This is a genomic window from Brucella sp. JSBI001, from assembly GCF_026014005.1.
In the GTDB taxonomy this organism is placed as follows: Bacteria; Pseudomonadota; Alphaproteobacteria; order Rhizobiales; family Rhizobiaceae; genus Brucella; species Brucella anthropi.
This window is the reverse complement of sequence record NZ_CP110339.1, coordinates 4,120,460-4,145,182: the sequence shown is the minus strand read 5'-3', so window position 1 is coordinate 4,145,182 and position 24,723 is coordinate 4,120,460. Positions and strand designations below refer to the sequence as shown.

Below are 24,723 nucleotides of genomic sequence, written 5' to 3'. Positions count from 1 at the left end.
TTATCCCGTCCTGCTCGTGAATATTTCCGGGCTGAATTCTTCCAGCAGGTTCGTTGCCGATTTGAGGTCAAGATGCGCCTTGATGGGCAGGTGATCGGATGCCAGGCGCGCCAGTGGCGTGTTGTGCACTTCAACCGATGTGACGAGATTGTGCGGTGCTCCGAGCACGCGATCCAGCGCAAAAACCGGGAACCGCGACGGGAAACTCGGGACTGCTGTGGCGACATGGTTGAATGTCGGCATGAGGGCAGCGAGCGACGAGCGCTTGCCGATGCGCCATTCGTTGAGGTCGCCGATGAGCAGGGTCGGCACCGTATCGGCCTCCTGCAAGGCAGTAAGAATACTTTCGGCCTGCTGCTCACGGGAGCGTTTCAGAAGACCAAGATGCGCGGCGATCACGCGCAGGGGGCCTGCCGGAAACTGTAGGTCCGCAACCAGAGCGCCGCGCGGTTCAACACCGGGAAGCTTGAGCTGCTGCACATTGCGCACCACGCCTTCACGAAACAGAAGCACATTGCCGTGCCAGCCGTGGCCCTTGGGCATTGTCGCGGTAATGGGGACCGGGACGAGCCCATGGCGGCGCTCAAGCAGGCCGAGATCAAGCAGGCCGGAACGCTCGCCGAAACGCCTGTCGGCTTCCTGCAGGGCAATCACATCCGCGTCGATTTCACTGATGACTTCAGCCGTTCGCTGCGGGTTGAACTGTTTGTCGATACCGATGCATTTGTGGACATTGTAGGATGCAATGACGATATCACCGCCGGTAATATTGGCGTTGAGCGGCCTGAAACCCGGCCTGTTCCGGATAGCAGTCAGGATGGACTTCGATATCCGGTTTGGTTCTTTCTTTTTCAGCACCCGTTTTTCACCTGTCAGGTATTCTGTTCTGAAAGACTATGACTATGCCGGAGAAATGAACCGGCGATCAGTCTTTATATAGTCAGATTGTATCTCTGTTTGAATAGCAATTCCCTACACAATCAGGCGATCTCAATATCCGAACGCGGAGGATGTTGGCATAGTTCCCAACCTCATCTTGCAATGAAACGGATCAGCCTGTCAGTGAGGCCGGTATAGGGCGGCTTGATGAGGTCGCTCGGAGCCGGGGCATATTTGGTCAGGACGGGCATTGCCTTGGAAAAGGTCAAAAAACCGTCATGGCCATGATACTGGCCCATACCGCTTGCACCCACCCCGCCGAATGGCAGGCTGCTGCAGGCGAATGGTAGAGCGTGTCGTTGACGCAGACGCCGCCCGCAACGATACGGCTGAGCATCATTTCAATTTCTGCAGTGTTATCGCTGAAGCAGTAAAGCGCCAGCGGGCGGTCAAGCTTGAGAACAAAGCCGATTGCATCGTCGAGCAGGCGATAGCTGACGATTGGCAGAAGCGGGCCGAAAATCTCCTCTCGCATGATCGTGCTGTCGGCGTCAGGTTCCAGCACGAGCGCAGGCGCCGTTGATCGCGGCTGTTCGGAGCCTGCCGGAAGCTCAATGACGACCTCGCTCCTGTTTGCGGCATCGGCCAGGAGTTCCGACAGTCGCGCTTCCTGAGCATCGTTGATGATCGTCGTGCGGTCTTTTTCCGCTGATGCGCTGCCGTAACGTGCCTGCATTTCGGCACGCAGAAGGTTCACGAATTCGTCGCGCTTGCTGTGATGGATCAGAACATAGTCAGGTGCGATGCAGGTCTGCCCCGCGTTGAAGAATTTTCCTGTCGCGATCGCTCGGGCGGCGCGTTTTAGATTGGCGTTTTCGCTGACGATGGCAGGTGACTTGCCGCCAAGCTCAAGCGTCACCGGGGTCAGGTTTGGTGCCGCCGCCGCCATGATCTTGCGCCCGACAGCAGTGGAGCCGGTGAAAAAGAGATGGTCGAATGGCAGTGATGCAAATTGCGCTGACAGGGAAGCATCGCCAAGCGCCACGGTAACACGATCCTCCGGGAACACATCGGCAAGCATGCTTTGCAGGAATTCGGCTGTGCGCGGTGTGTGTTCGGACGGTTTCAGGAAAACGTGGTTTCCAGCTGCTATCGCCGCGACAAGCGGCGCCAAGGCCAGATTGACCGGATAATTCCACGGCGCGATGATCCCCACCACACCGAGCGGAACATAACGGATTTCGGCCTTGGCTGGCCACATTTTCCAGCCTGCCTTACGGCGTTTCGGTTTCATCCAGCGCTTGAGATTGTGCAGGGCATCATCGATTTCGGCAAAGACGACACTGGCTTCACCGAGCAGGGTTTCGTGCAGCGAGCGATTACCAAAATCCGCGCTGATGGCCTTCGCCATTTCATCCAGTCTTGCTTCGAGCCGCTCGCGCAGGCGCTTCAGGTCGTCCAGACGCTGCTCATAGGCCGGGCGGTCTTCAAGCCATGCGTGACGCAGGCGCTCGAATGAGAGCTGCAATGCCTGTTCTTCAGTCGCCATAGGCAAAATCCTCGGTCGAGCGGGCAAAGAGGAATTGCGCAGCATAATAGGTTGCAAGCACCCATAGACCGTTCAGCGGAATGTCGAGGCTGAAGCGTCCATAGGCAAGCAGCGTGTCGCTTGCCATGAAGAAGAGGCCGCCTGCTGCCGCGAGCCATGCGGCATAGCGCTGTGGCGTTTCCGGCTCGGTGCCGAGCGCGCGGCTCATCGCCTGCGCCGCCATGATGCCGAGCGCTGCGGCATAGATGACGACCGGGATTTTCATCGACGTCGGCAGCGACGACCAAAGGCCTGCTATGATGGCCAAGGCTGCGATGGCAAAAAGGACGAAAACGCCTTTATGCGCGGCAAAGCGCGTATGGCGGCAAAGCGCATAGATATAGGCGCAATGGGTGACGAGAAAGCAGATCAGGCCCGCCATGAAATAATCGCCAGGCAACATCAGGAAAAAGTCCCCGAGTGCTGCAAAAGCCAGGCCAAAGGCGACGGCAAAGCCATAGGATTTCGATTTGGGGCGTTCGGCGCAAAGGACGGCGGCGAGCAGCAGCAGGGTTGCGGTTGGCTTGGTCAGATAGTGCAGCCAGCGCCAGGCGGAATCCTCGCCACTATAGCTCATGAGACTGCCCGCAATGGCGCAGATCGCGCAGAACAGAAACAGGCCGTAAAGCGTTCTGTTTCTCCCGAATTCCAGCAAGCCTTTACGGCGCATATTCGCTCCCCGTTATTATATTTGTAAGCAAATGAATTAGAGCAAAGGACGTCGGATTGTGCCGCCAATTACGAGATCAGCGCAATAGGCACAATTCATAGGGCTGTTGACAAAGCCTTGCCGAAGGGGCGGGTTCTCTACTCCAATGGTTCGGGAAGCCCGGCTGGAATCAGGAAAGGTTCTTACGTCGCTCGATTTCTTCTTCCGATGGGTGGTCCATCGCAAAAGATCCGGTCTTGAGTTCGCCTGAACGCTGATAATTGGCAATGATGACGCCGCTGGGCGATGTGGTGGAGCTGACCAGCTTGAAGGCTGATGGCACGGATTGCCCGTCGAAGAGACGCTTACCTTTGCCAAGGACGACCGGATAGATCAACAGCCGCAACTCATCGACCAGATCGCTGGCAAGTAACTGATGGACCAGTTCGCTGCTGCCCGAGACTGACAGGTCAGGGCCTTCCGTGGCCTTGATAGCTCTCAATGAGGCGATGATATCGTCGCCCAGCAGTTCACTGTTCTGCCAGTTCAGGCTTTCCGGCCTGTGCGTCGCGACATATTTCGTTACATCATTGAACATTCTGGCGATCTCGCCTTCGCCGGATACGAAGCCGGGGTCGTTGGGGTCTGTTACCTGATGCGGCCAGTGGGCAGCAAAAATATCGTAGGTGCGTCTGCCCAAAAGCAGGTCGAACGGCTTGGAAAAGCTTTCACCCATGGCTCCGGCAACCACATCGTCCCAATAGGGCACTGTCCAGCCGCCATATTCGAATTGGCCGGTACGATCCTCCTCCGGCCCACCCGGCGCCTGCATCACGCCGTCGAGGCTCAGGAACGTTCCAACAATGATCCGTCGCATGATTTTCCTCCCAGAAAGCCCGCCACGCGGGGCCTACCTTACAAGGTAGGGGCGGATCAGGATAGATGCGGACTGTCAGGAGGTATTTCTGCCGCCTTGCGTCTCTTGCGCTCTAGGAACGATGCCAGATCGTCGCTTTGTTTTTCTGCCAGCCGTTTCGGTGCAGCAGGGGTGAGTCGTCATCAGCCAGCGGCCAGCCGATGCACAGATAGAGGCTGAAGCGCCAGCTGGGCGGAGTCTTGAAAAGCGTTTCCATTGCATGTGGATCGAGAATGGAAACCATACCGACGCCAAGCCCGAGCGATCTTGCCGCCAGATTGAGATTCTGGACCGCCATTGCCGTGCTGTGCTCCAGCGTAATGGCCATGGATTGTCTGCCGAGGCCTTGCCCTTCGACGGGCGCAGTCTCGGTAAAAATGGCAAGCTGCACTGGAGCAACGCGGATGCCTTCCAGTTTCAAATCGCGGTAATGCTCCGCGCGCGAGCCTTCATAGATTTGTGCGGCCGACCGGTTGGCTTCCAGAAAGTTGTCGTGCACCGCTGCACGTATTGCAGCAGTTTCAACTGAAATCACGCGCCAGGGGCGGGCATTGCCGACGGAGGGAGCATAATCCATCGCTTCGTGCAAAGCATCGATGATTCCGCCGTCTATGGCTCTATCGCTGAAGTGACGGACATCGCGCCGCCATTTCAGCAATTCGAAGAAAGCGTCGCGTTCTGAGGGAGAAAACTGCATCGACTGCCAAATCTGTTGGTCGGATTAACCGGCTTGAAGCTTGATCCTGTCGGGACGACAATCCAGAAACAAAAAAGCCCGCTTGCGCGGGCTTTTTGGGGTGCTTCTGGACCTTGGTAGTGGTCTGAAGACTTGGAAATGGTGCCAGAAGAGGCAGTCAATTCCTCTCCTAACTCATTGAATGAGCTTATTAAATTAATGTCTCCTTCTTGTCTATACCAACAAAAGTACCAACAATCCGCTGTATGTGATGGTAATCCACAAGTTTCGTATCTTCTCGATCCAATCAAAACCCACTTAGGTGACAATTGCCGTTGATGTCTTTGTCATGATGTCGATTTCAGATTGCACCTCTGTGTAAAGATCGATGTCTGCAGCAGTTTGCATTTCGACAATCAAGGAAAAGCGAACAGTCTTTTGTGAAGGGTTGAACTGAGATTGCGTTTTCCACCATCCGCCAACGGGGAAAACCGCAATATGCGAACGCCGTGCAATATCCGAAGCCTGGCTAACACGTATGTCGAGCTCGTCGATATGGAGCGAACCTACGTCCCGCTGTTGAGTGCCGAAAAGCCAACCGTCGTCGTCTGTGCTCCTGATTGATAGGCTATCAAGATCGGCTAAATCATCTTCATTCAGTGCGTTAAGTCGCGCCATAAACTGGGCTGGCTTTTCGTTAGGCCTTTGCAGCTTAAAACGCAGATGGTGGGACGCGTAAGCGAGTTTCCTTCCTCGTGACGGCTCGGAAGGGTTTGGTTCTGGAAACGTACTCAGAGCGACCCTTACATTTACGCTGGCACTACCCATTTTTCGCAATGCCTGCGTTGGCCAAGGCAATTTGAATAATTTCAGCTGATTGAGGCCGGTGTATTTTCTTTTTGGGTCGTATCTATATGGCGTCAGCTCATCTTGGATGATTAGTGTGAAAGCGTTACTAGCGCTGCGCCGTGCCCGAGATATACTCGGTACACCGTAACCATATCGTTGAAACAACTCTTTATAAGCACGTTTTCCCGCGTTTGGCGGTAAATAGGACCGCATTTGGTCTGTCCATCTGGCCGAAGAAACGAAAAGTGCACGAATGGTTTCTGGCCAAAGTTCAGGATATTCCGCCCAAAGATTAGCAATCGAGCCGGCAGCTGTTGCTGTGGCAGCACTCGTGGCGTCGAAAGTCGTGAACGCTCGCTGAGGAAACTGGTTGCTGGTTGTGAGAGGCATTAAGTCTGGGTGCCTCATCGGGGGCGGGAAACCATCATCTACCCAGTTTCCGCCTTCCATAACTACATCCGGCTTAATTGGCCAGGTTGAGTTCCAGCTAGCAGTCCGGGACGATGGAGAGAGGTCGCCAAATTTGGCAACTGGTTTGCCTTTTGTGCCTTCCTCAAGCACCGTTTTCTCAGTGTAAGCGCCGACTGTGATAGCATTCCATGCTTGCGCCGGCGCCTCAATCTCATGATCTGGCGAATGACAAATGGATAGGTAATCACCACCCCGGTATTTGTTTTGTACGGTGTTTCCCGCCGAAACTACGAACAGACGTTGCTGTGGTGTGTCACCTGTGACGCCTGCCGCAAGTTGGTCTACGACGGTTGACCAAGAGGTGGGGGCACCGCTGTGCGGGGTGTCATCGCTGGTGGTTGTTGCCAGGGTATACACACGGCGGCGCGATGCGGATTGTTCGACTGCGTTGACACCTTTTTCTGTTACTGTCCCTAACAAATGGTATGGGTTTTCCCCGGCATCGGGAATTATCTTTACGGCCTCTAATCGATGCTTGATGATTATTGCGGTTGTTGATCTGAGTGCAGTTTGAAGATCCCCAAACAAAGCCATGCCGGCGACACAAGTCCCGTGACCATGATTGTCTTCCAAGGCCCAAGCCGGTTCTGCTGCGAAGCGATCATCCCGTGACAGGGCTGGCGAAATCAAAGGATTGCTTAACCCAACGCCCGTGTCGAGTACCGTAACATACACGGTATCGTCGCTAACTCGCTCAAACTTTGTTCTCGCAACGAGTTTAGTCGCTTCGTCATTTTGAGCAATACTATCCATTGCGTCATAGTATTCAGCTTTTGACGACGGAGTGCTTAAAGCAGTAACGGCTCCTAAATCTTTGATCGCATAAGCAAGTGATTTAACACTAGCCTGAGCATAAACAACGATATCTTCAGGGAAGCTAAGGCGATCAGCCGAAAACTGTATGCCGTATGGTCTGGCTTTTTGAATAAAATTCTCTGCGCCGGTTCTGTCGATCCATACTTCCCATCCGAATTCGCTATCGCCCGTCGGAAAGCTGTCTGGGTTTCCACGCCACAACCGTCTTAAACCAGCTTCAGCAATTTGGCCGATGCTTTGAACCAGATCAGCATTCGGGGGCTTGCCAACCTTGCCGTTTCTCCTTCGCGGTTCACCTTCACCAAAATCCTTAATTTTCTTGCGAAGGTTTCGTACACCCGTAGGAGAAGCAAAAATAACGGCGTGAGCTGGGCCCCCGTTTCCTTCACCGCCATCTTCGTATCTCAGAAGTTTAAGGCCGCTCTTTTCGAGAGATTTTGTAACCAGCGGTTCGCCGGAACGCCCTTCCAATGCAAGGTATACGCCTGCGCCGTCCGGACCCGATGGGGGAATGAATGCGTCTAATGAAGCCAATAGCTGTAGAGCGTGAGAGCGGCGATCATCAACATCACTTGGATGTTTTGCCGACCCTCCCCCGTTTGGCTTGTATCTTCTCGACTGACCTATCTTGTTCAGAATAAAGTGTGGTTTGTCCCGTTCCGCCACTTATCGCACCCACTTGTTGGAGCGATCGTCTTCTGTCTATTGCCCCCACTAGCAATTCTTCCGAGATCGCATTTTCCTCGCCCAAAACAAAACGTCGCGCTGCGTCTTCCGCGGCAGATATGACATCTGCATGAGAAAGGCCGTCTGCCCGCTTTGCCACTCTGTGCCAATCTATCGTTGCAAATGTAAAATTTGCAAGCCGCTGCCGGATGCTGTGGACAATTAGCTCCGGCTCAGGCAACTGATATTCAAGCACCAAATCAAAACGACGAAGAATTGCAGGATCTAAAAGGCCAGCATGGTTAGTAGTGGCGACAATAATTGATGGTCCAATGTCATCATCGAGAAATTGAAGGAACGAATTCAGGACGCGTCGTGCTTCGCCCACGTCATTCGGGTTGCCGCGTGAGCTAGCCAACGCATCTATTTCATCAAAAAGGTAAACGCCTCTGTTCGTTCGGATGGCGTCAAATACACTATGCAGCTTTTGGGCGGTTTCGCCCATGAATTTTGATATGAGGCCGTGTAGTTGAACAGTGAATAGAGGGAACTTGAGCTCGCCGGCCAGTGCACTGGCACTCAATGTCTTGCCAGTTCCAGGCGGCCCTGCAAACAGAAAACGCTGTCTGGGTCGCAAACCGTTTTTCTCCAACTGCTCCCGCCTTCGAAACTCCAAAACAATTTGGGCCAATTCAGCCGACGTATCCTCCGTAAGGACAACATTACCAAGTCGCACTGATGGGTAGCTGGCGAACAATAAATCAGCTAATGGACCTCTGGGTGCTGAAATAGGCGTCGGTTTAACCGGAAGCTTGCCGCCAGCCGGTTTCCCGGCTTCAGCCCATTGACGCAGTTGTTCAGCAAGCCTTGTATGGCCTTTTTGCTCTTCAGCAGCAGCCAATTGCATCGCGAGGTCGAAGAAGCGGTCTTCGTCACCCTCTGCGTGGCTTTTCACCAAGCCTATCAACTGTTGCGCCGAAGCCATGCGATCTCCACCCCCGAAGCGAACGTCCAGCTTTTTCGAGGCTAACCCTTAATGAGCCAAAAGTCTTCATAAACCGTTTTCTTATCCCCTATAGCACTCAATTCATATGGGCATATGGCGAAAATGTCGCATCATTGTAGTGTGATTGCAGTCAATAAGCGGGCGATTTGCATATGACTGGGCCTAAGCCGCAATGCTTCGGCTAGCTTTGTGGCAAAATTTCAATCGCTGCAAGTGCGGGCGTAATATCCTTTGGTATGTAAAAAGGTTTGCTCCCATCCGCCAACAATTTCTTAAATAATATTCATCTGTAAAGGACAATCATCACCAGTTGCTATTTTCAATCAGCAAGGATCTGGCATCAACTATTCTGCTATAAAGTTGTTCAAAGGCGTCAACCAATCCACTGTGATTATTATCTATTCTATCATAACAAAGCGTTTTTAGATTTCTATTCTTTCGAAGCGACTTCTTCATGTCATCCGATATTTCATCGGACGTCAAGAAATAGTGTGGGTTGATCGAGCCAGGCTGAGTGCTAAATGCCTGATTTCAAGTAGTAAATTGATATCAGGATCGCCGTAGCCGCAGCCGATAAACAAGAAAGTATGCGTCAATAATGCCGCGTCGAACGCAGAATAAAACAAGCTATGTTTTATACGCGCCCGGGCGTAATCCTCTTGAGTAAATATGAGTGATGCTGGCGAGGCTAGATTGCCGTGCACTTTGACAACATATCTTGCATCGTTTCTTAAAAACTCACAGACATCGGTGTCGCTATAATTTTTGGTGAACTGGGACGCTTCATTTATCTCTCTACTCTTAATTTCATAGATGTCGTCAAAGTTTAGCGAGAAAACGACGCGCGTATCTAGAAGTGCAATCAGTTCATGAAGTCTACTCGGTGTATAGCGCGGATCGGTAAATCGAGACCTAAGGTACGGCGCCCAATCCTCGTCATATCGGTTCTTAATCCACTCGCAGGCATGTAAAAGATCGCCGTCGTCGATCGCCCTATGGATATGCGCTGTTTCAACCGCGTTAGGAAATCGTTGAGCGGCATCTCTGAGAAATTCTTTCCATACCGGCGGGCGCGTTACGTTATCCGCGCCGACAGCGTGGCGAGAAACACCAGATCCAATAACAAAAATCGCGCGCCGACGAGCGATATCTCGTATCAGTGGTTGCGGCCATTCTTCTCTGAGCATGTTTTACACAAGCCGCTTTCGTATTTCGTCTGAAACTTCGCCAAAAATTTCTTTCGCTTCTTTGACTTTGGCGAAGTGGGCCCCTACGACGCCGTCAGCGGCTAACAATGAAAAGATAGGTTTTCTTCGCGATTGCGACATCGGAGCGAGACTATGCAAGTTGGGGATTTTTCCAATTTCATAAGGCTTGGGTGGCAGCAAAGAACCTTTGAAATGTTGATCAATCTGGCTGTCAATTTGCTTTATGATTTCGTCATACGATTTCACCGGCCGTCGCTCGCCGCTGGCATCTCGCTTCGCAATATACTGCTGTGAAACGTACCCTATAAACTTCGCCCCCGTTATCAATTTTGCATCAATAACGGTTTGGTTATTTCCGTCGAGTTGAGGACTATTTACTGAATAATTCCAATGGGCGTGCCATTTTGACATCCAACGACTGATGTTTTCGAACGCTTTTAATGAAAAAATGTCTATTGACATAGGACTAATAAAATAATCACACGACAGCAGAACAGTTCTGTTTATTGCGCCAAGAGACGGGCTTACGTCAAAGAAAACGTAGTCATAATCGGTTAATGATCCAAGCATGCGATGGAAAACCATCGTGCTTGAAAGGCCACGCTGTGTATTAAGCCCTGCCCATTCTTCGGCCAAAAAATCTTCGGCCATGGATAATCCTGGGCTTCCACACACCGCGTCTACCCCAAATGCAGCGGAACGTTTGACCGGTGCCCGAGCAGCATGGCCTTCTCCCGCCATGAGACCTCTGAACAAAGTTTCGATGTTTTGCTGCGGATCGTCAAATGTAGTTTCGAGAAAATCATCGTGAAAAAGGTATTGAGACGCATTACACTGTGGATCACAATCAACTACACAAACTCGCAGGCCGTCCTGCGCGAAATAGGCTGCAATATTGCAAAGAAGTGTAGTTTTTCCTACGCCGCCTTTATTGTTGAAAAAGGCTATAGCCTTCATACCGTTCTCCACATTCATCGCGTCGAGTAAAATTCCTCGTGAATTTAAACAGTATATGAATGCCGTCACGTCCGATAGCAAGCGGATTTTGGCATAATCAAACTATCTTGGTCAGTTTGCCGTTTCGGGTGTGAAGTTTCAATGAAATCAGGGCGGTACATCGAGTGGGCGGTTGGATTATTCCCCGATCGTTCTTTTAAACGATAACGTATATGAATATGTGAAATCTCCCATTTATAATCCACTTGATCCCCGCGTAAAACGGAACATAAAAAGGCACCTAATTGCGGAGCAACCGCTTTTCAGATTTGCGTTGGGAGTATCCCATTCTTACTCACACTACTCTGTGAGTAGAATAATCCCGGCTGTTGATAGTCGTTTCTAGATGCCGTTCAGAACTGCGTCACGCACGTCGTCTTGATCGTTTGCTTCGTCCAATATATTCAAAACTTGTGTAGCGCGTACGCCATACTTCTGAGTGATCATCCTGCGCTTGGCGGCCCAGTCCACCGGATTGTATTTTTCCAGCAGATCAGCGGCCAAGCCGGGGTTGTTCACGACGGCGCTTGTCAGTTGATCGATGGCCCGTGCCTGCACTTTCGCTGTCCGGTTTCTCAAGTACGAGGCCGCCAAATCGATGATCAGAATGGGAGCTGATATAACTCCACGGTGATATCCTCGTACACGCGAAGCGATCGACGAAGCCGACATGGACGGATCGTACTTGTTCGCCAGTGCCTGCGCTGTGCCGGAAGAGTTCGCCGCCCGTGGCCGGATGCTGCCTTCCGCTCCGGCCAGAGCGCTGAAAACATCCTTGATGTTCTTCAGATCCTCGGGATTGTCCGCCCAAAGTTCATCTGCAACGGCCGAAACTTTCGGGTCGTCGAACATCGCCTTCAGCTTTTTCGCATCCCAACGTTCTGCACCTTGCGCATCGGGAGCGGCGAATTTCTTCGACTTCACACTTTCCCAAAGCGCCGACCGTGCGTTCAAACGGGCTTCCGGTGTGTTGCCAGCTGCCTCCAGAAGTTCACGCGCGGCCTCCCGCGGCTGTGGCCCTTGCGTGACAGAACGGATCGCGTCAACGGTCGCTTCGTCACCGTACTTCAGATAGCTGGCAGTGGCCGAACGACCGGGGGTCGTCAGCCGCTTCTCTGTTCCCTGCCGGGCGCGTTCGGCGGCAGTCAAACCTTCACGTGCGGCACCTGCGTCCTGCAGTCGCGTGCGGAGTTCGGGGAAATTGTCGAGCAGGATCGAGCGGTCGCCTAACCAGCGTTGAAGTGCCTCCGGGCGATCAACGAGACGGTTCGCCTGAACCTGCGCCATAACTTCATCTGCAAGAGCGTTGCGAACGCGAGGATCATCTCCCGCCTCCCGCAGAAGCGCCTGCACGTCGTCAAGACGGCCATTGTCGGGTTGCGCGAAACGTCCGGCGACGGCGTTATCGTTCAGCTGATACCCGCCGCCTTCACGCGGCCGAAGCGTTTCTGCGATGCCGGTGCCTGGGCGCTCGAAACGATCTGCCTGATCGCGGCGGGCGGCGCGGGCCGTGTCGTATTGCTCCCGCAGCTCGACCGGGATCGACTGGTCGATGAAGTTGTCAATCTCATTGCGATATTGCTGTCCGACGCGCACTGCCTGATTTTGCTGCGCAGCGCGGTTTGCCCGGATATCGTCAGTGAGGCCGGAACGTGCACTTGTGATTTCCTGCAAAGGCACTTGCGCACTGGCCGCTTCAGGTGTGCGGGTGATCGGATTGCCAGACGCGTCCAGCAAACCAGTCTGTACGGGGGCGCCGGCCTGTTCTGGCGCCAGCTGCGCGGGGATGTTGGCTTCCGTCGGGCGGAACCGCTGCCGATCATTGAGAGGCAGGCTTTCATCGATCTGGTTGAAGCGGTCCCTAAGCGGGCCGACATCAACATCGACCTGCGCGTTGTTGATCGGCTCCCACGCCTTATTAACGGCAGCCTTGACATTATCGTAGGCGTCCTGCAGCCCTGCGCGGATAGATGAACCGCGTGCCGAGGCATTGCCAAGCGTTGGCTGGACAGCCTGATTTGCATCGCCGAAAACTGCGCGAGCGATTTCTTCTTCACTGATCGCATCAGCAATTGCCCGGTCGCGGTAACTGTCCAGCGCTTGGCGAAACGCAGCTGGATCACCTTGCGGTGCCAGCTCGGCCATCCTTGCGTCGATGGCGACGTTGTTTGCTGTCCGCCGAACGTTGGCCGCACCTGGCGAAACCATGTCGACGTTCTGCGCAAATGTCATCAAAGATGTATCGCCGCTCCGGTCGCCGATATTGGCGACGTAACCGGGAACAGCGCGTTCAGCGGCCGAAGGTTGCCGCAGCCGGTCCGCCAACGGCTTCGTGTTCACTGCTCCAGACTGCGCAAACTGATCGGCCAGATCTTGGGAATTATTGATGATGCGGTCGACAACTTCCTGCCCGGCGACTTCATCCATCATGTTCGGGTTGCCAGTGATCGCACCGTATGCGTTCTTGCCTGCCCCAAGAATGCGGGATCCGGCAGCGGTGAGGCTGGCTCCTGCGAGAGAACCCAGAAAATCTGACCAGAAATTATCTCCTTCTTGCGGGTTGCCAGCCATTTCGTTCGCAATACCCGCGCCCATCCCGGAACCCACGGCCATCGCTCCCTCTTTCTGAAGCACTGTGCCGGGAGCAACAGCAAGTGGCTCAACGAACATTCGGCCGAGTGGACCCATATTGCGAGCGCCTTCGGCTCCGACACGCGACGCCACACCAAGCGCGCCGCCGACCGGTACGGCAGTTGCGCCTACTTCACGGCCCACGCGATAGGCTACGCGCTGGAAAGCGTCCTCCGGCTGGCGGTTGGCCTGCACGCGACTATCGGATCCAAGAGCTTCAGCGCCTTGATTGTAAGCGTAAGCGCCGGCTTGCGCCGGAGCAGTCATCGCCGTGTCGAGACTGTCGGCGATCATCGCCGAGCCAAGAAACGGCCGTTCCGACATCGGACCGACGCCTTCAACGCCGGGGAGCAGGTTGGCCAGCCTTGGTGCATTGTTCACAGCGTCGACGACCAGTCCGGGCAGTGCTGCGAACTCTGCAGCGCCGCGTCGCGCGCCGTTGAGCGTGACTGCGCCCGTGTTGTCGGCATAGTCGACTACATCAAGTATCTTGTCGAGGGCAGTCGGTGCAGGTTGCGAACCCGTCGTCTGGCCACCTGGAATACCGTTTACATCGCGCGCATCTTCAGGTGCAACGACGGCTGGTGAGACTTCGGGCTGCCGTAAACTTTCGTTTGCCAATGCTCGCTCAAGCTTACCCATGTCACGTGCGAAGGGGTTCTGTTGCTTTGGCTGGGCTGTGGCGGTTTGCTTTCCGAAGCGCTTCCAGAGCGCATTGCGCATGACATCGTGCGAGGTGTCGTCTGGAAACTCCACGATTGTGCCATCGGGCAACTCAACTTCGATCATTTCTGCCGTCCTTTCTCCCATTCTTAGAGTGAAAACGGACGACATTTCCGCTAGTCGGCAGAACTAAAAGATGCTGGATGGATGCCAGAATTTCTTCGACGAGGCGTAGCGTCTTCTGCTGTGGGTCGATGGCTTCCCGGTGCTGTCGTTGGGATATGAGATCGGCGTTATGCAGCGCGTTCCGGAAAATGCGCATGTCAGATCGCAGACCATCAACGTGCATGACGCTGAATGGGATCTGGAGTGAAGTTGCAGCGACACCGGTAATCGCAGCATCTATTTCGGCCAGTTTTCCCAAACTGAGAAGTCCGAGACGGAGTTCGCGAGCCGTGAAATGAGTAGCTGGACGGGATTGTTAAAATCGCCATTGTCGCGGGTCCGCAGCCAGGTTTCATCGACCTTGATAACTTTGCCGTCCTTCAATGCTGATAGATTGCTCATGAGCCGACCCCCACTAGCACGAATTTTCCACTAACTATATTAGAGGTGCCCATATAGAGGCGTATGGTGGTGGCCGTACCGCCCGTAATTAGCATTCCGTTAATAATCTGCGTTTTGTACCCCCCTCCACCAATAGCTGGTTGAAGTCCTACTATGCTAGAAAAAGCAGGTTTGGCTTTTGCTCCATAGCCAGGATAGATGATCGTTTGAAAACGAATGCCATGGTCTATGGATACGTTGCTTCCAATCACTACATAAGTAAGAATTTCCGATCCAATAAATGAGCCAGTTGTTGCGCCAGTAACTACAATTCTGCTGCTTCTATACGAGTTATCAGTAATGAAGCTAGCGCCACCGTCGATACTCACGTTAAGAGCTAGAGCCACGTTTTCTGTATCTGAATACACGTCGATACCGTGAAGTTCAAAATACGAGTAACCACTCGGCAAAGTGAGGTCGATGTAGACGGTTGGAGCACTAATGTTGGTTACAGTTAATACCTGACGCTGCTCGGCGTCGATGTTGGTCCTTGCCTGTTTCCTCTGGGGCGACGTCAACGTCTGTGGTGAGTAGGAAACCGGAAACTGAACCCCGGAAGCTGCCGTTTCCGCGCGTTCCGCAGCGTCCTCCGCTTTATCTTCACTGATAGCGGCTGCACTGGCGCTCCCTGCCGCTGCCGCAGCGCTGTTCCCGGACGCTGTCGCGCTACTGACTGCGTTTGTCGCGCTGTTCGCAGCGTTTCCTGCGCTGGTCGAAGCAGCCGATGCGCTCCCTGCAGCAGCATTTGCGCTGTTACCCGCAGATGTGGCCGATCCTGACGCATTCGACGCGCTGATCGTGGCCGCACTGGCGCTATTTGAAGCTGCAGTCGCAGATGCCGCAGCGTCGTTCTTGCTGGTGTTCGCCGCAGAGGCTGAATTAGCCGCAGCTGAGGCACTTCCTTCTGCTGCTGTCGCTGAATTGGCTGCTGCGGTTGCAGAGCCGGCCGCTGCCGCTGCTTTGGCCACTGCCACATCCCGAGCGTCATAAACGGCCTGTTCGAGTTCGGTTACTGCGATCGTCGACAGAATGCGAAATTCATAGGCGACGCCAATTGCAGGTGCTGTGTTCAGCGTAATGGACGGGCCGGAGACTGTGTAAGCGTTGATGCTGAGAACGTTAACGCCAACTTTCGCAAAAACGTTGTTCACGCTGGCAGGCGCAACAGGCAACGTGAACGTTTTCGTCACGCCATCGCCAATTCCGGATACGACCGGAATAGACAGTGCGCCCGCAACGACCAGATCGTCAACCGAGAAAAGATAGCCCCACGTTGCACTATCTGCGTCCGGAGCGTTGGCCAATGTCGCCGTGTTTGCGACCAACGCCACGTAAAACTTCTGGTTATGCACCACGCCATCGCCCGCGTCGTAGCGCTCGCCGACTTGCCATTGTCCGGCCATCGTGAAACCGATGTTCAGAGACGCAGCCAGGCTTTCAGGCGTAACAATTCCGTTTTTCAGCTTCCCGTCATCGCGGCGGATGTCGTTGACTGCGTCGATGCTCTGGCCAAGCGACTGCGCGATATTGTCGAACTGTTCATCGAGCCGGGGCGCAGGCATTGGTGACGTCGGGTACTGCGTCTGAAACCCGGTGAAGCTGTAACTTGAGGTGTATTTCGTTGGTCGAGCCATGCCAGCAGTACCTTCAATTAGTGGAGGTCTCATTGAGGGAAGAGTAGAGAAACTGGAAGGGTGCCAGCGTCTCATCGAATATCCTGGTGACTTTCAGACATTGATTGGCTAATTCGTCGCTCTTTCGCTGGTCGCGTAGATCTATGTTGTGCAGAGCGTTGCGGAATACTCGGATGTCTCTGCGCAAACCTCCCTTAAAGGGATCTTCCTTTGCCTGCAGCCATTGCTTCAAGAGGCGCAACACCGCGCCAAATCCGAGGCCTACGTCGTCCACGTACAGATGAGATGCGGACGACATAAGCGTTTCTGTTGTTGCCCCAGCAAACGCAGCTGCAATGAGTTCATAGTCGTCACGAGTAATTGCGATTTTCACAGCAGCGGCTTCCAGATTGCACACTGCGCTTCCCAAGTAATATGCGGGATGGTCGTCGTGTTTGATTTGTTTCAGATCAAATACCAGATCCGCTGCATTACAGTAGGGCGCTTTCAAGTTACTGTTCGTGATGCTCATGATCGACCTATGAAAACTACGTTAAGGTCAAAAATACGCGTTCCAATTTTGCGATAAAACCGTCTTTAAGAACGCCTAAATCGCAAAGTATTATTGTCGTTGAAGATGCCGGACTTAATGTCCAAAAACTTCTCGCGCCCTGAAAATTTGTGCGGACGTGGGGCGGCGCCAGCGTTGGAGCGTTCGGAGTGTGCCAGGGGGCGGCCCCGCCCTTCGACGCCGCCCCCGACCACCTTGCAGGCGATGCGGTTTATGAATAAGGGGCGATGGGCGCGCCTCAAAAGTATACTTTGTGAGACTGTCGCTTGACGTGTCTCTTTTTATGTCTCATATATTTGTTATCGTTAACTCTAAGGATATATGAGACATGTCGCTGGTAGCTTACATTCGCGTTTCATCCATCGGCCAAAGCTTGGAAGTGCAGCGCGACAAGATGCTGGCGCTCGGCGTCGAGCCCGATCATATCTTCGAAGAGAAACGTTCGGGCGTCGACAGCAACCGCCCGGCACTGAAGGAAGCGCTTCGGTTTGCACGGAAAGGCGATACATTCGTCATCACGAAAATCGATAGGCTGGCCCGATCTGCGGCCGATCTGCTCGCAATTGTGAAGGATCTGCAAGGCAAGGGGGTAGAATTGCGCGTTCTCGATCAGAGCATCGATACGAGTAACCCCGCCGGCGCGCCATGTTGCAAATGTTGGGAGTGTTTGCGGAGTTCGAGACGGCAATACGCGCAGAGCGTCAAATGGATGGGATCGCTAAGGCGAAGGCAAAAGGCACCAAGTTCGGCCGAAAGACCCAAGCAACGCCGGACGTCGTTGCCGAAATTCGCCGGTTGAGAGGTGAGGGGGTGCTTATCAAGGATATCATGGCGCGTACCGGTTTGAGCAAGGCGACCGTTTATCGGGCGCTGGATAATGCGTCTGTCTGTGCTGAACCGTGAAGGCTGCTTAAATACCGGCGCAGCCTCCTTGCCGAGTTATTCCCTGTATGGTCCAGTCATCCGCAGCTACGCCCGCCCCCATATTTCGTGCTCGTATAAGCATCTTACAACCGAAACGTGGGTCCGGTGCCGACTTGTAGGCTACGAAAACGCGAACGCCTTGCGCGTCATAAAAATCGTGCGGCGTTATGAGCGTTTCGGAAGTGAAAGCGGCCATAGTCATACCGTTGAATGACGAAAAGCGGCTTTGCTCCGCCGCTTCTCGTTGCTCGACGGTCGTGCACCCTGCGCACATGAAAAGCAATAATATGCCCATTCTTGGTACTTGCATGTGGTCATGCTTTCCTATTCGCCACTAACCGTATTGTGGCGGTTCGAATGAACCGTCACCGCTGGGGCCGTTAGTTCTTCATATCTTGCCCATGAAGCTGAGAAATGTCTCGTATGGCATGTCAGCGCAAAATACGTAGTTTTCACTTGCCGTTGCCGACTTCGAACCAGGTAGTGTGTTATGTACAGGGTGGCGCTTGTCGTACGGCTGAACCGTCAGCATGGTGTCGAAAGCTGCCCAATCACCGTCCAAAACATCGCTTAGCGCGTTTTCGTACATATGCGCTTGTTCGATTGGCACAATCTGCGAAAAGCTCACAAGCGAAGGGCCGTATTCGATAGCAGGGATTGTGTTAGTTAACATGGTCATTTCGGTAGCTCCTGGCTGTTCTCATGATTTCTAAAGTCCGGAATTGAGAACTGGCTACCGCAGCCTGACGATTTTAGGCTTTCGCCTTGGACATGCCGTCAGCTTCCGGACTTGGATCAGTGATCAGCCGACCCAAAAGCACATTAGCGCTTTACCAGTTCCTTTTCCACCTTCCAATTGTATTAAAGGTTAATGTATTGTCAATATAGATTGGAAAATAATAAGTATGTATGATGTATGTAAGATATTAAACTTGTAAGACATGCATTCAGCATACAGTTTAATATAAAACTATTCAGAAAAATATATTTGACTTATTTGGCACGTTTTCTATTATTTCGCAATGAATGAGAGCGATGTGCAAAACTCAAGATATTTGCTGGAAGAGGAAGTAGCGGGATTACTCCGATGCTCGAGAGGCAAGGTAAAGCAGCTGCGGCTTTCGGGGAGATTGCCCTATGTGCCGGGCAGGCCGGTACTAATCGATCACGAAGATCTCCGGCTGTTTATCGACAACGCAAAGATTGCGGCAACATCCGATCCGATGACGCCCTATCGAAAAGACCCAAACGCTTGGAAAAAAGGGACTGAGGCGGCGAGAAAAGCATGGTTGAGAAGTCAACGGAAGCGCCCATAAGGTTACTTACTTCGGCTGAAGTCGCGAGAAAAATAGGCAAATCCGAGAGCGCCGTGAAGGCGCTACGAGTGAAAGGGTTCCTGGCGTACATTCCCGGGCGCCCGGTACTGTTCGAAGAGAGCGATGTGGACGCTTATATCGCGGCCCGCGAAGCGGCGATAAATGCGAAAAAAGCTCCTTACATCCCTGGAACTCCTGAATTTCAGCAGCGAATTGCCAAAGAGCAATATGTCAGCATCCACATGGATTTCTTTAAGCGGCGTCAACGCGAAGAGGAACGCCTCAAAAAGAAATGACGCTCAATCGAACGCGCCGCCGGTCGAAGTCGATTTGATAATGGCGTCTATTCGGCGCCTATCCGTTTCTAACTGGCGCTTGTGGGCTGCTAACTCTTCACCCGTCATCTCATGCAGTTCTTTACCGGATGGTTTTTCATCGTTTCGATCAGCGCGATTAAGCATCCCGCCAATCTCCAAAAGTGTCCGAGCAGAATTTGACCTAGCTTGTGACGTAGATTTTGGATCCTTACAGACTGCTAATGCCGTTTCGTAAGCAACTTCTATACCCTCAACGCGCGAACGCCTCCTGACCTGCTCACGTCTTGCCAGATCTTCGTCCTGAAAATCATCCTTTGGCTGGTTCATCCGAAAGCCCCCATGTTTTTATTTGCGTTGCTGATTGCATCTATGTCCTGAAGCATGCTTTCAAGCCTTTTGCGTTCGGCTGCCAGCGCAGCCACTTCCAGGGTAACTGGCTGAGTTTCCGCGTTGGCGTGGCGCCAACGGAATTCATCATTATTCGCCCGTTCTTGCCGTCTGCGCTCGCGTTCCGCTTTCGGGCCGGGAATATGCGTAGATTTCCATTTCTCGTATTCCTGGCGCTGTTCTGGCGTCATGGAAGCCAGTCGCTTATTGCGCGCTTTTTCGATACGGCGCTTGTCGGCAAGTTTGCGTTCGGCTCGGGCGACCGCATTGCGCGAATTTCCATCAGGAAGTTGGACCTTGTGCCATTCTTTGCCCTTTGGTGATTTTCCGCCGTGCCATTTGCAGCGACCGTTTTCCATGGCGAGATTTTTGCAGGGCTCGCCGTCCTTTTTGTTCGTCGCGCCACACTTCGGTTTCAAATGCCGTTCGGCGTTCATCTTGAAACAATGTTGCCGCGCAATCTCGCGCCATTCTTCGGATCGCTGCCAGTTCCGAAGCCGCTGCGATTGTATACGTCTCATCAAGCCACCTCGGCGAAGTTGCGCATATGAGCCATCGAACTGGAGAGGGGAAACCGTCGAGCGCCGGTCAATGCGTATGTGATACGCATAACCGGTGTTTTACGGACTTTGCGGCTTGCGCGCGCATAAGATAGATTTCCCTGTAGGCTCCCAATGACTGGGGAATTAATAATATAAGAAGAGAGAAAAAAAGGCTCTGTATGTTCGCGTACGCAAGCCGCAAAGTCCGCACTTTGAATGGAAAAACATCATTTTACGCCTCCAAACCGGACAATATGTCCTCAGAAGTGAAATCGTTGCGCGCCTTAACAGCTTGTTGAATGCGTGCGCGTTTTTCTTCCCGCGTTTTCCGTTCCCAATCTGCGCGCTGTTTGAAACGTGCATGCACCGCCGGATTGATTTTCCATTGGCTCGGCCCTCGGCTGGTTGTCTTTGAAACGCGCACCCAGCCGAAGTGTTCAAGCTCTGCCATCGCGGCGGCCAGCGTTCTGAAATTCTGCTCCCCGCGAAGCTCTTTCTTGATGTCCGTGATATCTCGCACCGTTACCGCTGCAAGGTCAGGCTTTGTCAGGAAGTGGCCCGCAATCCACCGCGCCAAAACCGTATCATCGGCGCCTTGGTAGTTCGTTTCGTAAAACTGCAAGCCGTGGCGTACGAGATAGCTGGAAAACGCAACAGCTCGACGCGCGACGTCTTCGGAAACTTCCCATGTGGGATCGACAACGCCTAGAAACTCCACCATCTCGACTGCATGGAAAGTCAGTGCGATGCGGTGAAGGAAGTTCTCCCATTTGTTGACATGCCCGATCCAATCATCGCTCGCACCTGGGATATGCATCAGCGTTTTAATTTTGCGCCAGCCATCTTGCAGAACCGTATAGGCGGCCGGTGACAACCGAACCGGTGTTTTCGATCCATATTCCGCGGTTGCCAGTTGACGAACGATATGGGCGTACCGGTGCCCGGCTTCCATATCTGGCGCTTCGTCCAAACCTTCCCGTTCGACACCATCATGCACTACAAAAAGAAAACGCTGAAGCAAGCCGTCGCCGCCCAAGTCGCGGACGCAAGCTGCGATCTTTTTCGGTTGAGTGCCTGCCAGGATGCCGAGCAACGCGTGCTCCGCATAAACAGAGCTTTGTCCGTTCACGCGATCCTTGCTGATAGCGCGACCGTCGAACATGCCCAGAAAATTGCCGCGGTCGCCGTCGCCAGTCTTTTTATACGCTCCGAAAGAACCCAAAAGCGCCGATAGTTCATCCGGCACGCGGAGCACACCGCGCGGGTTATCGGCCTGGATCTTGATAAGCTGCTCGATTGTCGTGTCATCCACGAGAGTGCGCCGCATTCGTGGTTCGGGACCGCCAATGTTTGCCGTAGCTTTGTTGCGTTTGCGCTCTGACCACTCGGCATGACGGGCCAAATCTGATCTGCGGTATTCAGTATCAAGTTTTCGCAAGGGCGCGATTGCTGACGATATCAAGGGGGATTTCGCAGCGCCGGGAGGCGCGACAAGGCAAACCCACAGGGAGGCGGGAAGGGCCCAGGTGTTATCCATGCTGCGGGCCTGAATGTTCAACGAGCTTCCAATCGCGGCCGCCACAGTTGCCAATGCTGATGCGGCAGCGAACGACAGCGGCACGCCCTTGCGCCGCGCTTCACTGCGGGCCCATCGCTCCAATATGGGCGGCAAGGAACCGACCGGAGGCTCTGAAAGCTGCGTAGGAAGCTCGTCGCCGAAAAGATCGATTGGCGCCGGCCAGCTCTCTTTGGGTTCATCGGGAAACAGACCGCCGCTTTGATCCGCTAACGCTGATGGATCAAACCACTTAATGACGGTTTCTGCAGCGTCGGCCGTAGGCGTTGTCTTTACCCAATCACGGGCAATCTGGCGGCAAAGCTGATCGTCATCATATTTTTCCCAAAACTCGCTGATCTGCGGCCAAACATGAAGCAACTGCGCAAATTCGGTGACCGAAAACTCAAGCTGCCGAACACGCTGGATCTGATACGCGAGCGCAAAATGCCATTCGCTGGTCGATCCAGATTTGGCCCCCTTCACATGGTTTGGGTCACCTTCCCATATGGATTGTAGTTGGGGATTCTTGTCACACGCGACAGCGAACCGATTTCGCAGATCGACGGGTAGCGCTTCGAAGGTTGAGCACTCAGAAGCCTCGGCAAGGTCGATCTCTGCCATGGTTTGTGAAACTCGCGGATCCAGATCAGACGCGGCACTGCCCGGTGCAGCGACAGGTGCTAACTCGCGGATCTGCCGCATGCCGTAGGTGGGGCCGTTGAAATGCAGTAGTTTTGCAGGTCGCTCGATCCGTCCGCGTGCCCGTTTGTTTGCGTCCGGAATGTTAAGCATGCCCGGCAATCTGAAAATGCGATCTATATTCTGAACCCGATCCCCGTCGTATTGACACGCAAGACTGCGGCCGAAGCTTTCAATCTCGCTGGCGATTTCGGGAGTGACTGGCACTTTCTCGTCGATTATCCAGCACGCTTGAAAGCCCCCGCCGCTATCCCAAACAGCGGTCGGCGGAAAATCCCCGTCTGCTGCGTTGATAAACTGTTGCCGGATGCGTTCACGAGACGGTTCCAACTGAATACCGTCGTCAGGATCAATGTCAACGCAAAGGGCGCGAACCCCCAATATATCGGCTTTGCTAAGCTTGCCGTTCGGAGAATTCGGACGCGGTTCGTTCAAAGAGAAATAGTAGTTGTCGCGACCGTATCCGTCGGCAAGATACGCTCGAATGGCATCCCATTGACTTGGCTCGAAAGTTCGCCCACGCGGCGCATGTTTCGCGTTAGCCACTCGATCAATTTTGATGCGAACGATATTGTGTCGGCCGGTTGGATCAAGCTTCTTTAGAAAGCTGACCGCTTCATCAACGGCACAATAAATTTCAAGATCAGACTTAATAGAAAGAGATCTGTTGGCGAGAAAGTCGCCTAGCTTTTCGGAGTGGTTTTGTTGTATATTCATGTCGGACACCTTCTGACCGGTTCGCCCCTGCAATGGGCGGCCGGTCTTTTCATTTGTCGTTGTTGACGATCAATCGGAGATGCTTGGCTTTGCGCGCCATGCGCGAACGTCGACGCATTTCGCTCATTCTCTGAACGCTATCGCCGTCGACATGAATTTTCCCGTCTAGTCGCCCGGAAATCAGTATTCCGCATGCACAGAGCGCATAAACGCGGTTGCGCGAAATCCCGAGCCGGGTTGCGGCCTCGGCGGGCGAAATCATGTTGCTGGCGTATACAGTTTGCATTTTGGTCGTCCCCAGGTTGGTGAGATCGACACAATCACGCTAAAAAGTTTGCGATCACAGACCGGCATACGCGTGCGAAATCGCAAAGATTATGCATATCGGATACGTGCACTATTCCGCTTCAGCCACCAGTCGACACACTGCGGAATGCCTTTATGGGTATGGACGGCGTTCGCAAGGTCATAGCCTTTACGAGATTTAAGAAGCTCGTGTTGTTTTGCCTGTATCCATAAATCGTTCAGAGCTTGCACCATAAGCCGATCGCGCCACATCATCGCTTTAAACGCCTCAAGAAACCGGGTCTTTCCGCAGCTCAATTCCTTCGAGGCCGAAAGGCACTCCTTGAGGAAACGGGCGTCAGTTCTCCGAATGAGATGAGCGTCTAGCCCTTGGCTCTCTGACATCGTGGGAATATCAGCGTTAAGGTCTTTGGCGGTTTGATTGTGACACCAATTATCGCTTCTCTGTTCGTGAGCTCCCCGCAAGTTGGCGAGGCAGGCATAGATAACGCGAGTTTGCAGAGACACGTAAGCGGCTAGGCCGCCGTTACTTGTTTGATCAAGCAGTTGGCCGGAGAATGCCAAAAGCAGGAGACGATTATCAACGATGCGGCTGATAAGGTCGGATAAGTTCGCAGTCTCAGTAACACCCGCAAGCTCCAGTTCTTCTATCACTTTCGCTCGAGTAGTCGTTTTGATGGCTTCGTAATGTGCGTTATTCTGCTCAGCTGCAAAGGCCGTATCGCGGTCTGCGCCGACATCGATTGAAATGTGGGTAAAAGTTGGCGAAACGCTGTTGGCGTCGAGCCATTCGAAACATCGAATGAAAAAGCTCAATTTGCTGGCCGGGTGCGGGGCTTTATAGCTGCGACGAGGTTTTGACATTACGCAGCCTCCCGGACTTTTCGAGCCATCCATTCTCTAACCGTGTTCAACGACCAACGGGAAGCGCGACCGAATTTCAGGGGTGCAGGGAACGTCTTTTCGTTCACCATGACGTAAATTTTTGCTTGGCTAAATCCAATTAGCTGCCGAACTTCTTTGACGTCGATAAATCGATCTTCGTAAGGCATATCCATTTTCCGCACAGCTCCGTAGTTGTCTGTCGGAGACTATGGAGCATCAGACATACGTCATACAATTCTGCAATGCGGGCCTTTTATCCATATGAAAA

Annotated in this window: 22 protein-coding genes and 2 pseudogenes; 4 read left to right on the top strand and 20 right to left on the bottom strand. The window is 53.3% G+C overall.

Going from position 1 to position 24,723, the window contains the following annotated elements:
• The 13 genes and pseudogenes from LJ361_RS19745 to LJ361_RS19685 all read right to left on the bottom strand — a co-directional run bounded on the left by LJ361_RS19745 (nt 1) and on the right by LJ361_RS19685 (nt 16,765).
• The gene (locus tag LJ361_RS19745; protein WP_010659390.1) at nt 1-858 is read right to left on the bottom strand and encodes an endonuclease/exonuclease/phosphatase family protein; all 858 of its coding nucleotides are present in this window, start codon (nt 856-858) and stop codon (nt 1-3) included.
• A 173-nt stretch (nt 859-1,031) separates the two neighbouring features.
• A pseudogene (locus LJ361_RS19740) lies at nt 1,032-2,428 on the bottom strand (coniferyl aldehyde dehydrogenase).
• A complete protein-coding gene (locus tag LJ361_RS19735) occupies nt 2,418-3,137 on the bottom strand; it encodes a lysoplasmalogenase (protein ID WP_029376033.1) in 720 nt (239 codons plus the stop codon). Before LJ361_RS19735 ends, LJ361_RS19740 begins: the two are co-directional and overlap by 11 nt.
• Nucleotides 3,138-3,306: 169 nt before the next feature.
• A complete protein-coding gene (locus LJ361_RS19730) occupies nt 3,307-3,993 on the bottom strand; it encodes a dihydrofolate reductase family protein (RefSeq protein ID WP_010659393.1) in 687 nt (228 codons plus the stop codon).
• A 112-nt stretch (nt 3,994-4,105) separates the two neighbouring features.
• Nucleotides 4,106-4,729 carry a 5,6-dimethylbenzimidazole synthase gene (gene bluB, locus LJ361_RS19725; protein WP_010659394.1) on the bottom strand — a complete coding sequence of 208 codons (624 nt, stop codon included), beginning with the start codon at nt 4,727-4,729 and terminating at the stop codon, nt 4,106-4,108.
• A gap of 297 nt (nt 4,730-5,026) precedes the next feature.
• On the bottom strand, nt 5,027-7,315 hold the full coding sequence (locus LJ361_RS19720; protein WP_264812114.1) for a S8 family peptidase: 2,289 nt from the start codon (nt 7,313-7,315) through the stop codon (nt 5,027-5,029).
• Between the two features lie 97 nt (nt 7,316-7,412).
• Nucleotides 7,413-8,495 carry an AAA family ATPase gene (locus LJ361_RS19715; RefSeq protein WP_264812113.1) on the bottom strand — a complete coding sequence of 361 codons (1,083 nt, stop codon included), beginning with the start codon at nt 8,493-8,495 and terminating at the stop codon, nt 7,413-7,415.
• Between the two features lie 500 nt (nt 8,496-8,995).
• Entirely contained in the window at nt 8,996-9,703 is a 708-nt protein-coding gene (locus LJ361_RS19710; protein ID WP_264812112.1) for an SIR2 family protein, read from the bottom strand.
• Between the two features lie 3 nt (nt 9,704-9,706).
• Entirely contained in the window at nt 9,707-10,681 is a 975-nt protein-coding gene (locus LJ361_RS19705) for a ParA family protein (RefSeq protein WP_264812111.1), read from the bottom strand.
• A 381-nt stretch (nt 10,682-11,062) separates the two neighbouring features.
• Entirely contained in the window at nt 11,063-14,140 is a 3,078-nt protein-coding gene (locus LJ361_RS19700; RefSeq protein ID WP_264812110.1) for a hypothetical protein, read from the bottom strand.
• 276 nt (nt 14,141-14,416) lie between these two features.
• A complete protein-coding gene (locus LJ361_RS19695) occupies nt 14,417-14,581 on the bottom strand; it encodes a hypothetical protein (RefSeq protein WP_264812109.1) in 165 nt (54 codons plus the stop codon).
• On the bottom strand, nt 14,578-16,254 hold the full coding sequence (locus LJ361_RS19690) for a hypothetical protein (RefSeq protein ID WP_264812108.1): 1,677 nt from the start codon (nt 16,252-16,254) through the stop codon (nt 14,578-14,580). The genes LJ361_RS19695 and LJ361_RS19690 overlap by 4 nt, the downstream gene beginning before the upstream one ends.
• A gap of 13 nt (nt 16,255-16,267) precedes the next feature.
• Nucleotides 16,268-16,765, bottom strand: coding sequence for a hypothetical protein (locus LJ361_RS19685; protein ID WP_264812107.1), 498 nt, complete (start codon nt 16,763-16,765; stop codon nt 16,268-16,270).
• Nucleotides 16,766-17,132: 367 nt separating this feature from the next.
• Here LJ361_RS19685 and LJ361_RS23535 point away from each other — a divergent pair.
• Together LJ361_RS23535 and LJ361_RS23530 are read left to right on the top strand one after the other, a co-directional pair.
• A pseudogene (locus LJ361_RS23535) lies at nt 17,133-17,485 on the top strand (recombinase family protein); the annotation flags it as partial.
• The gene (locus LJ361_RS23530) at nt 17,459-17,707 is read left to right on the top strand and encodes a helix-turn-helix domain-containing protein (protein WP_413775058.1); all 249 of its coding nucleotides are present in this window, start codon (nt 17,459-17,461) and stop codon (nt 17,705-17,707) included. The pseudogene LJ361_RS23535 and the gene LJ361_RS23530, both read left to right, overlap by 27 nt.
• 409 nt (nt 17,708-18,116) lie before the next feature.
• Here the strand turns inward: LJ361_RS23530 and LJ361_RS19675 are convergent, their stop codons facing one another.
• A complete protein-coding gene (locus tag LJ361_RS19675) occupies nt 18,117-18,407 on the bottom strand; it encodes a hypothetical protein (RefSeq protein WP_264812106.1) in 291 nt (96 codons plus the stop codon).
• 343 nt (nt 18,408-18,750) lie between these two features.
• Between LJ361_RS19675 and LJ361_RS23655 the strand changes: the two genes are divergently transcribed.
• Both LJ361_RS23655 and LJ361_RS19670 read left to right on the top strand, forming a co-directional pair.
• Nucleotides 18,751-19,044, top strand: coding sequence for a helix-turn-helix domain-containing protein (locus LJ361_RS23655; RefSeq protein ID WP_341457302.1), 294 nt, complete (start codon nt 18,751-18,753; stop codon nt 19,042-19,044).
• Nucleotides 19,014-19,340: a helix-turn-helix transcriptional regulator gene (locus LJ361_RS19670; protein ID WP_264812105.1), complete on the top strand. Its 327-nt coding sequence runs from the start codon at nt 19,014-19,016 to the stop codon at nt 19,338-19,340. Before LJ361_RS23655 ends, LJ361_RS19670 begins: the two co-directional genes overlap by 31 nt.
• Before the next feature lie 3 nt (nt 19,341-19,343).
• Here the strand turns inward: LJ361_RS19670 and LJ361_RS19665 are convergent, their stop codons facing one another.
• The 6 genes from LJ361_RS19665 to LJ361_RS23650 form a co-directional block, all read right to left on the bottom strand.
• Nucleotides 19,344-19,688 (bottom strand): hypothetical protein, encoded by a 345-nt coding sequence (locus LJ361_RS19665; protein ID WP_264812104.1) that lies wholly within the window; start codon nt 19,686-19,688, stop codon nt 19,344-19,346.
• On the bottom strand, nt 19,685-20,185 hold the full coding sequence (locus tag LJ361_RS19660; RefSeq protein WP_264812103.1) for an HGGxSTG domain-containing protein: 501 nt from the start codon (nt 20,183-20,185) through the stop codon (nt 19,685-19,687). The genes LJ361_RS19665 and LJ361_RS19660 overlap by 4 nt, the downstream gene beginning before the upstream one ends.
• A gap of 337 nt (nt 20,186-20,522) precedes the next feature.
• Nucleotides 20,523-23,264, bottom strand: a complete 2,742-nt coding sequence (locus LJ361_RS19655; protein WP_264812102.1) for a YfjI family protein — start codon at nt 23,262-23,264, stop codon at nt 20,523-20,525.
• A 49-nt stretch (nt 23,265-23,313) separates the two neighbouring features.
• On the bottom strand, nt 23,314-23,550 hold the full coding sequence (locus LJ361_RS19650) for a helix-turn-helix domain-containing protein (RefSeq protein WP_264812101.1): 237 nt from the start codon (nt 23,548-23,550) through the stop codon (nt 23,314-23,316).
• Between the two features lie 89 nt (nt 23,551-23,639).
• Nucleotides 23,640-24,434 (bottom strand): hypothetical protein, encoded by a 795-nt coding sequence (locus tag LJ361_RS19645; RefSeq protein WP_264812100.1) that lies wholly within the window; start codon nt 24,432-24,434, stop codon nt 23,640-23,642.
• Nucleotides 24,434-24,622, bottom strand: a complete 189-nt coding sequence (locus LJ361_RS23650; protein WP_413775042.1) for a helix-turn-helix transcriptional regulator — start codon at nt 24,620-24,622, stop codon at nt 24,434-24,436. Before LJ361_RS23650 ends, LJ361_RS19645 begins: the two co-directional genes overlap by 1 nt.
• Nucleotides 24,623-24,723: the final 101 nt, after the last annotated feature.

Excerpts from the sequence above, each read along its gene's own strand:
- LJ361_RS19705 (WP_264812111.1), bottom strand. The coding sequence starts at position 10,681 with ATGAAGGCTATAGCCTTTTTCAACAATAAAGGCGGCGTAGGAAAAACT.
- LJ361_RS19715 (WP_264812113.1), bottom strand. The coding sequence starts at position 8,495 with ATGGCTTCGGCGCAACAGTTGATAGGCTTGGTGAAAAGCCACGCAGAG.
- LJ361_RS19730 (WP_010659393.1), bottom strand. The coding sequence starts at position 3,993 with ATGCGACGGATCATTGTTGGAACGTTCCTGAGCCTCGACGGCGTGATG.
- LJ361_RS19700 (WP_264812110.1), bottom strand. The coding sequence starts at position 14,140 with ATGATCGAAGTTGAGTTGCCCGATGGCACAATCGTGGAGTTTCCAGAC.
- LJ361_RS19660 (WP_264812103.1), bottom strand. The coding sequence starts at position 20,185 with ATGAACGCCGAACGGCATTTGAAACCGAAGTGTGGCGCGACGAACAAA.
- LJ361_RS19650 (WP_264812101.1), bottom strand. The coding sequence starts at position 23,550 with ATGCAAACTGTATACGCCAGCAACATGATTTCGCCCGCCGAGGCCGCA.
- LJ361_RS19675 (WP_264812106.1), bottom strand. The coding sequence starts at position 18,407 with ATGACCATGTTAACTAACACAATCCCTGCTATCGAATACGGCCCTTCG.
- LJ361_RS19670 (WP_264812105.1), top strand. The coding sequence starts at position 19,014 with ATGGTTGAGAAGTCAACGGAAGCGCCCATAAGGTTACTTACTTCGGCT.
- LJ361_RS19665 (WP_264812104.1), bottom strand. The coding sequence starts at position 19,688 with ATGAACCAGCCAAAGGATGATTTTCAGGACGAAGATCTGGCAAGACGT.
- LJ361_RS19645 (WP_264812100.1), bottom strand. The coding sequence starts at position 24,434 with ATGTCAAAACCTCGTCGCAGCTATAAAGCCCCGCACCCGGCCAGCAAA.
- LJ361_RS19695 (WP_264812109.1), bottom strand. The coding sequence starts at position 14,581 with ATGAGCAATCTATCAGCATTGAAGGACGGCAAAGTTATCAAGGTCGAT.
- LJ361_RS23650 (WP_413775042.1), bottom strand. The coding sequence starts at position 24,622 with ATGCCTTACGAAGATCGATTTATCGACGTCAAAGAAGTTCGGCAGCTA.
- LJ361_RS19690 (WP_264812108.1), bottom strand. The coding sequence starts at position 16,254 with ATGGCTCGACCAACGAAATACACCTCAAGTTACAGCTTCACCGGGTTT.
- LJ361_RS19710 (WP_264812112.1), bottom strand. The coding sequence starts at position 9,703 with ATGCTCAGAGAAGAATGGCCGCAACCACTGATACGAGATATCGCTCGT.
- bluB (WP_010659394.1), bottom strand. The coding sequence starts at position 4,729 with ATGCAGTTTTCTCCCTCAGAACGCGACGCTTTCTTCGAATTGCTGAAA.
- LJ361_RS23530 (WP_413775058.1), top strand. The coding sequence starts at position 17,459 with ATGTTGGGAGTGTTTGCGGAGTTCGAGACGGCAATACGCGCAGAGCGT.
- LJ361_RS19655 (WP_264812102.1), bottom strand. The coding sequence starts at position 23,264 with ATGAATATACAACAAAACCACTCCGAAAAGCTAGGCGACTTTCTCGCC.
- LJ361_RS19685 (WP_264812107.1), bottom strand. The coding sequence starts at position 16,765 with ATGAGCATCACGAACAGTAACTTGAAAGCGCCCTACTGTAATGCAGCG.
- LJ361_RS23655 (WP_341457302.1), top strand. The coding sequence starts at position 18,751 with ATGAATGAGAGCGATGTGCAAAACTCAAGATATTTGCTGGAAGAGGAA.
- LJ361_RS19735 (WP_029376033.1), bottom strand. The coding sequence starts at position 3,137 with ATGCGCCGTAAAGGCTTGCTGGAATTCGGGAGAAACAGAACGCTTTAC.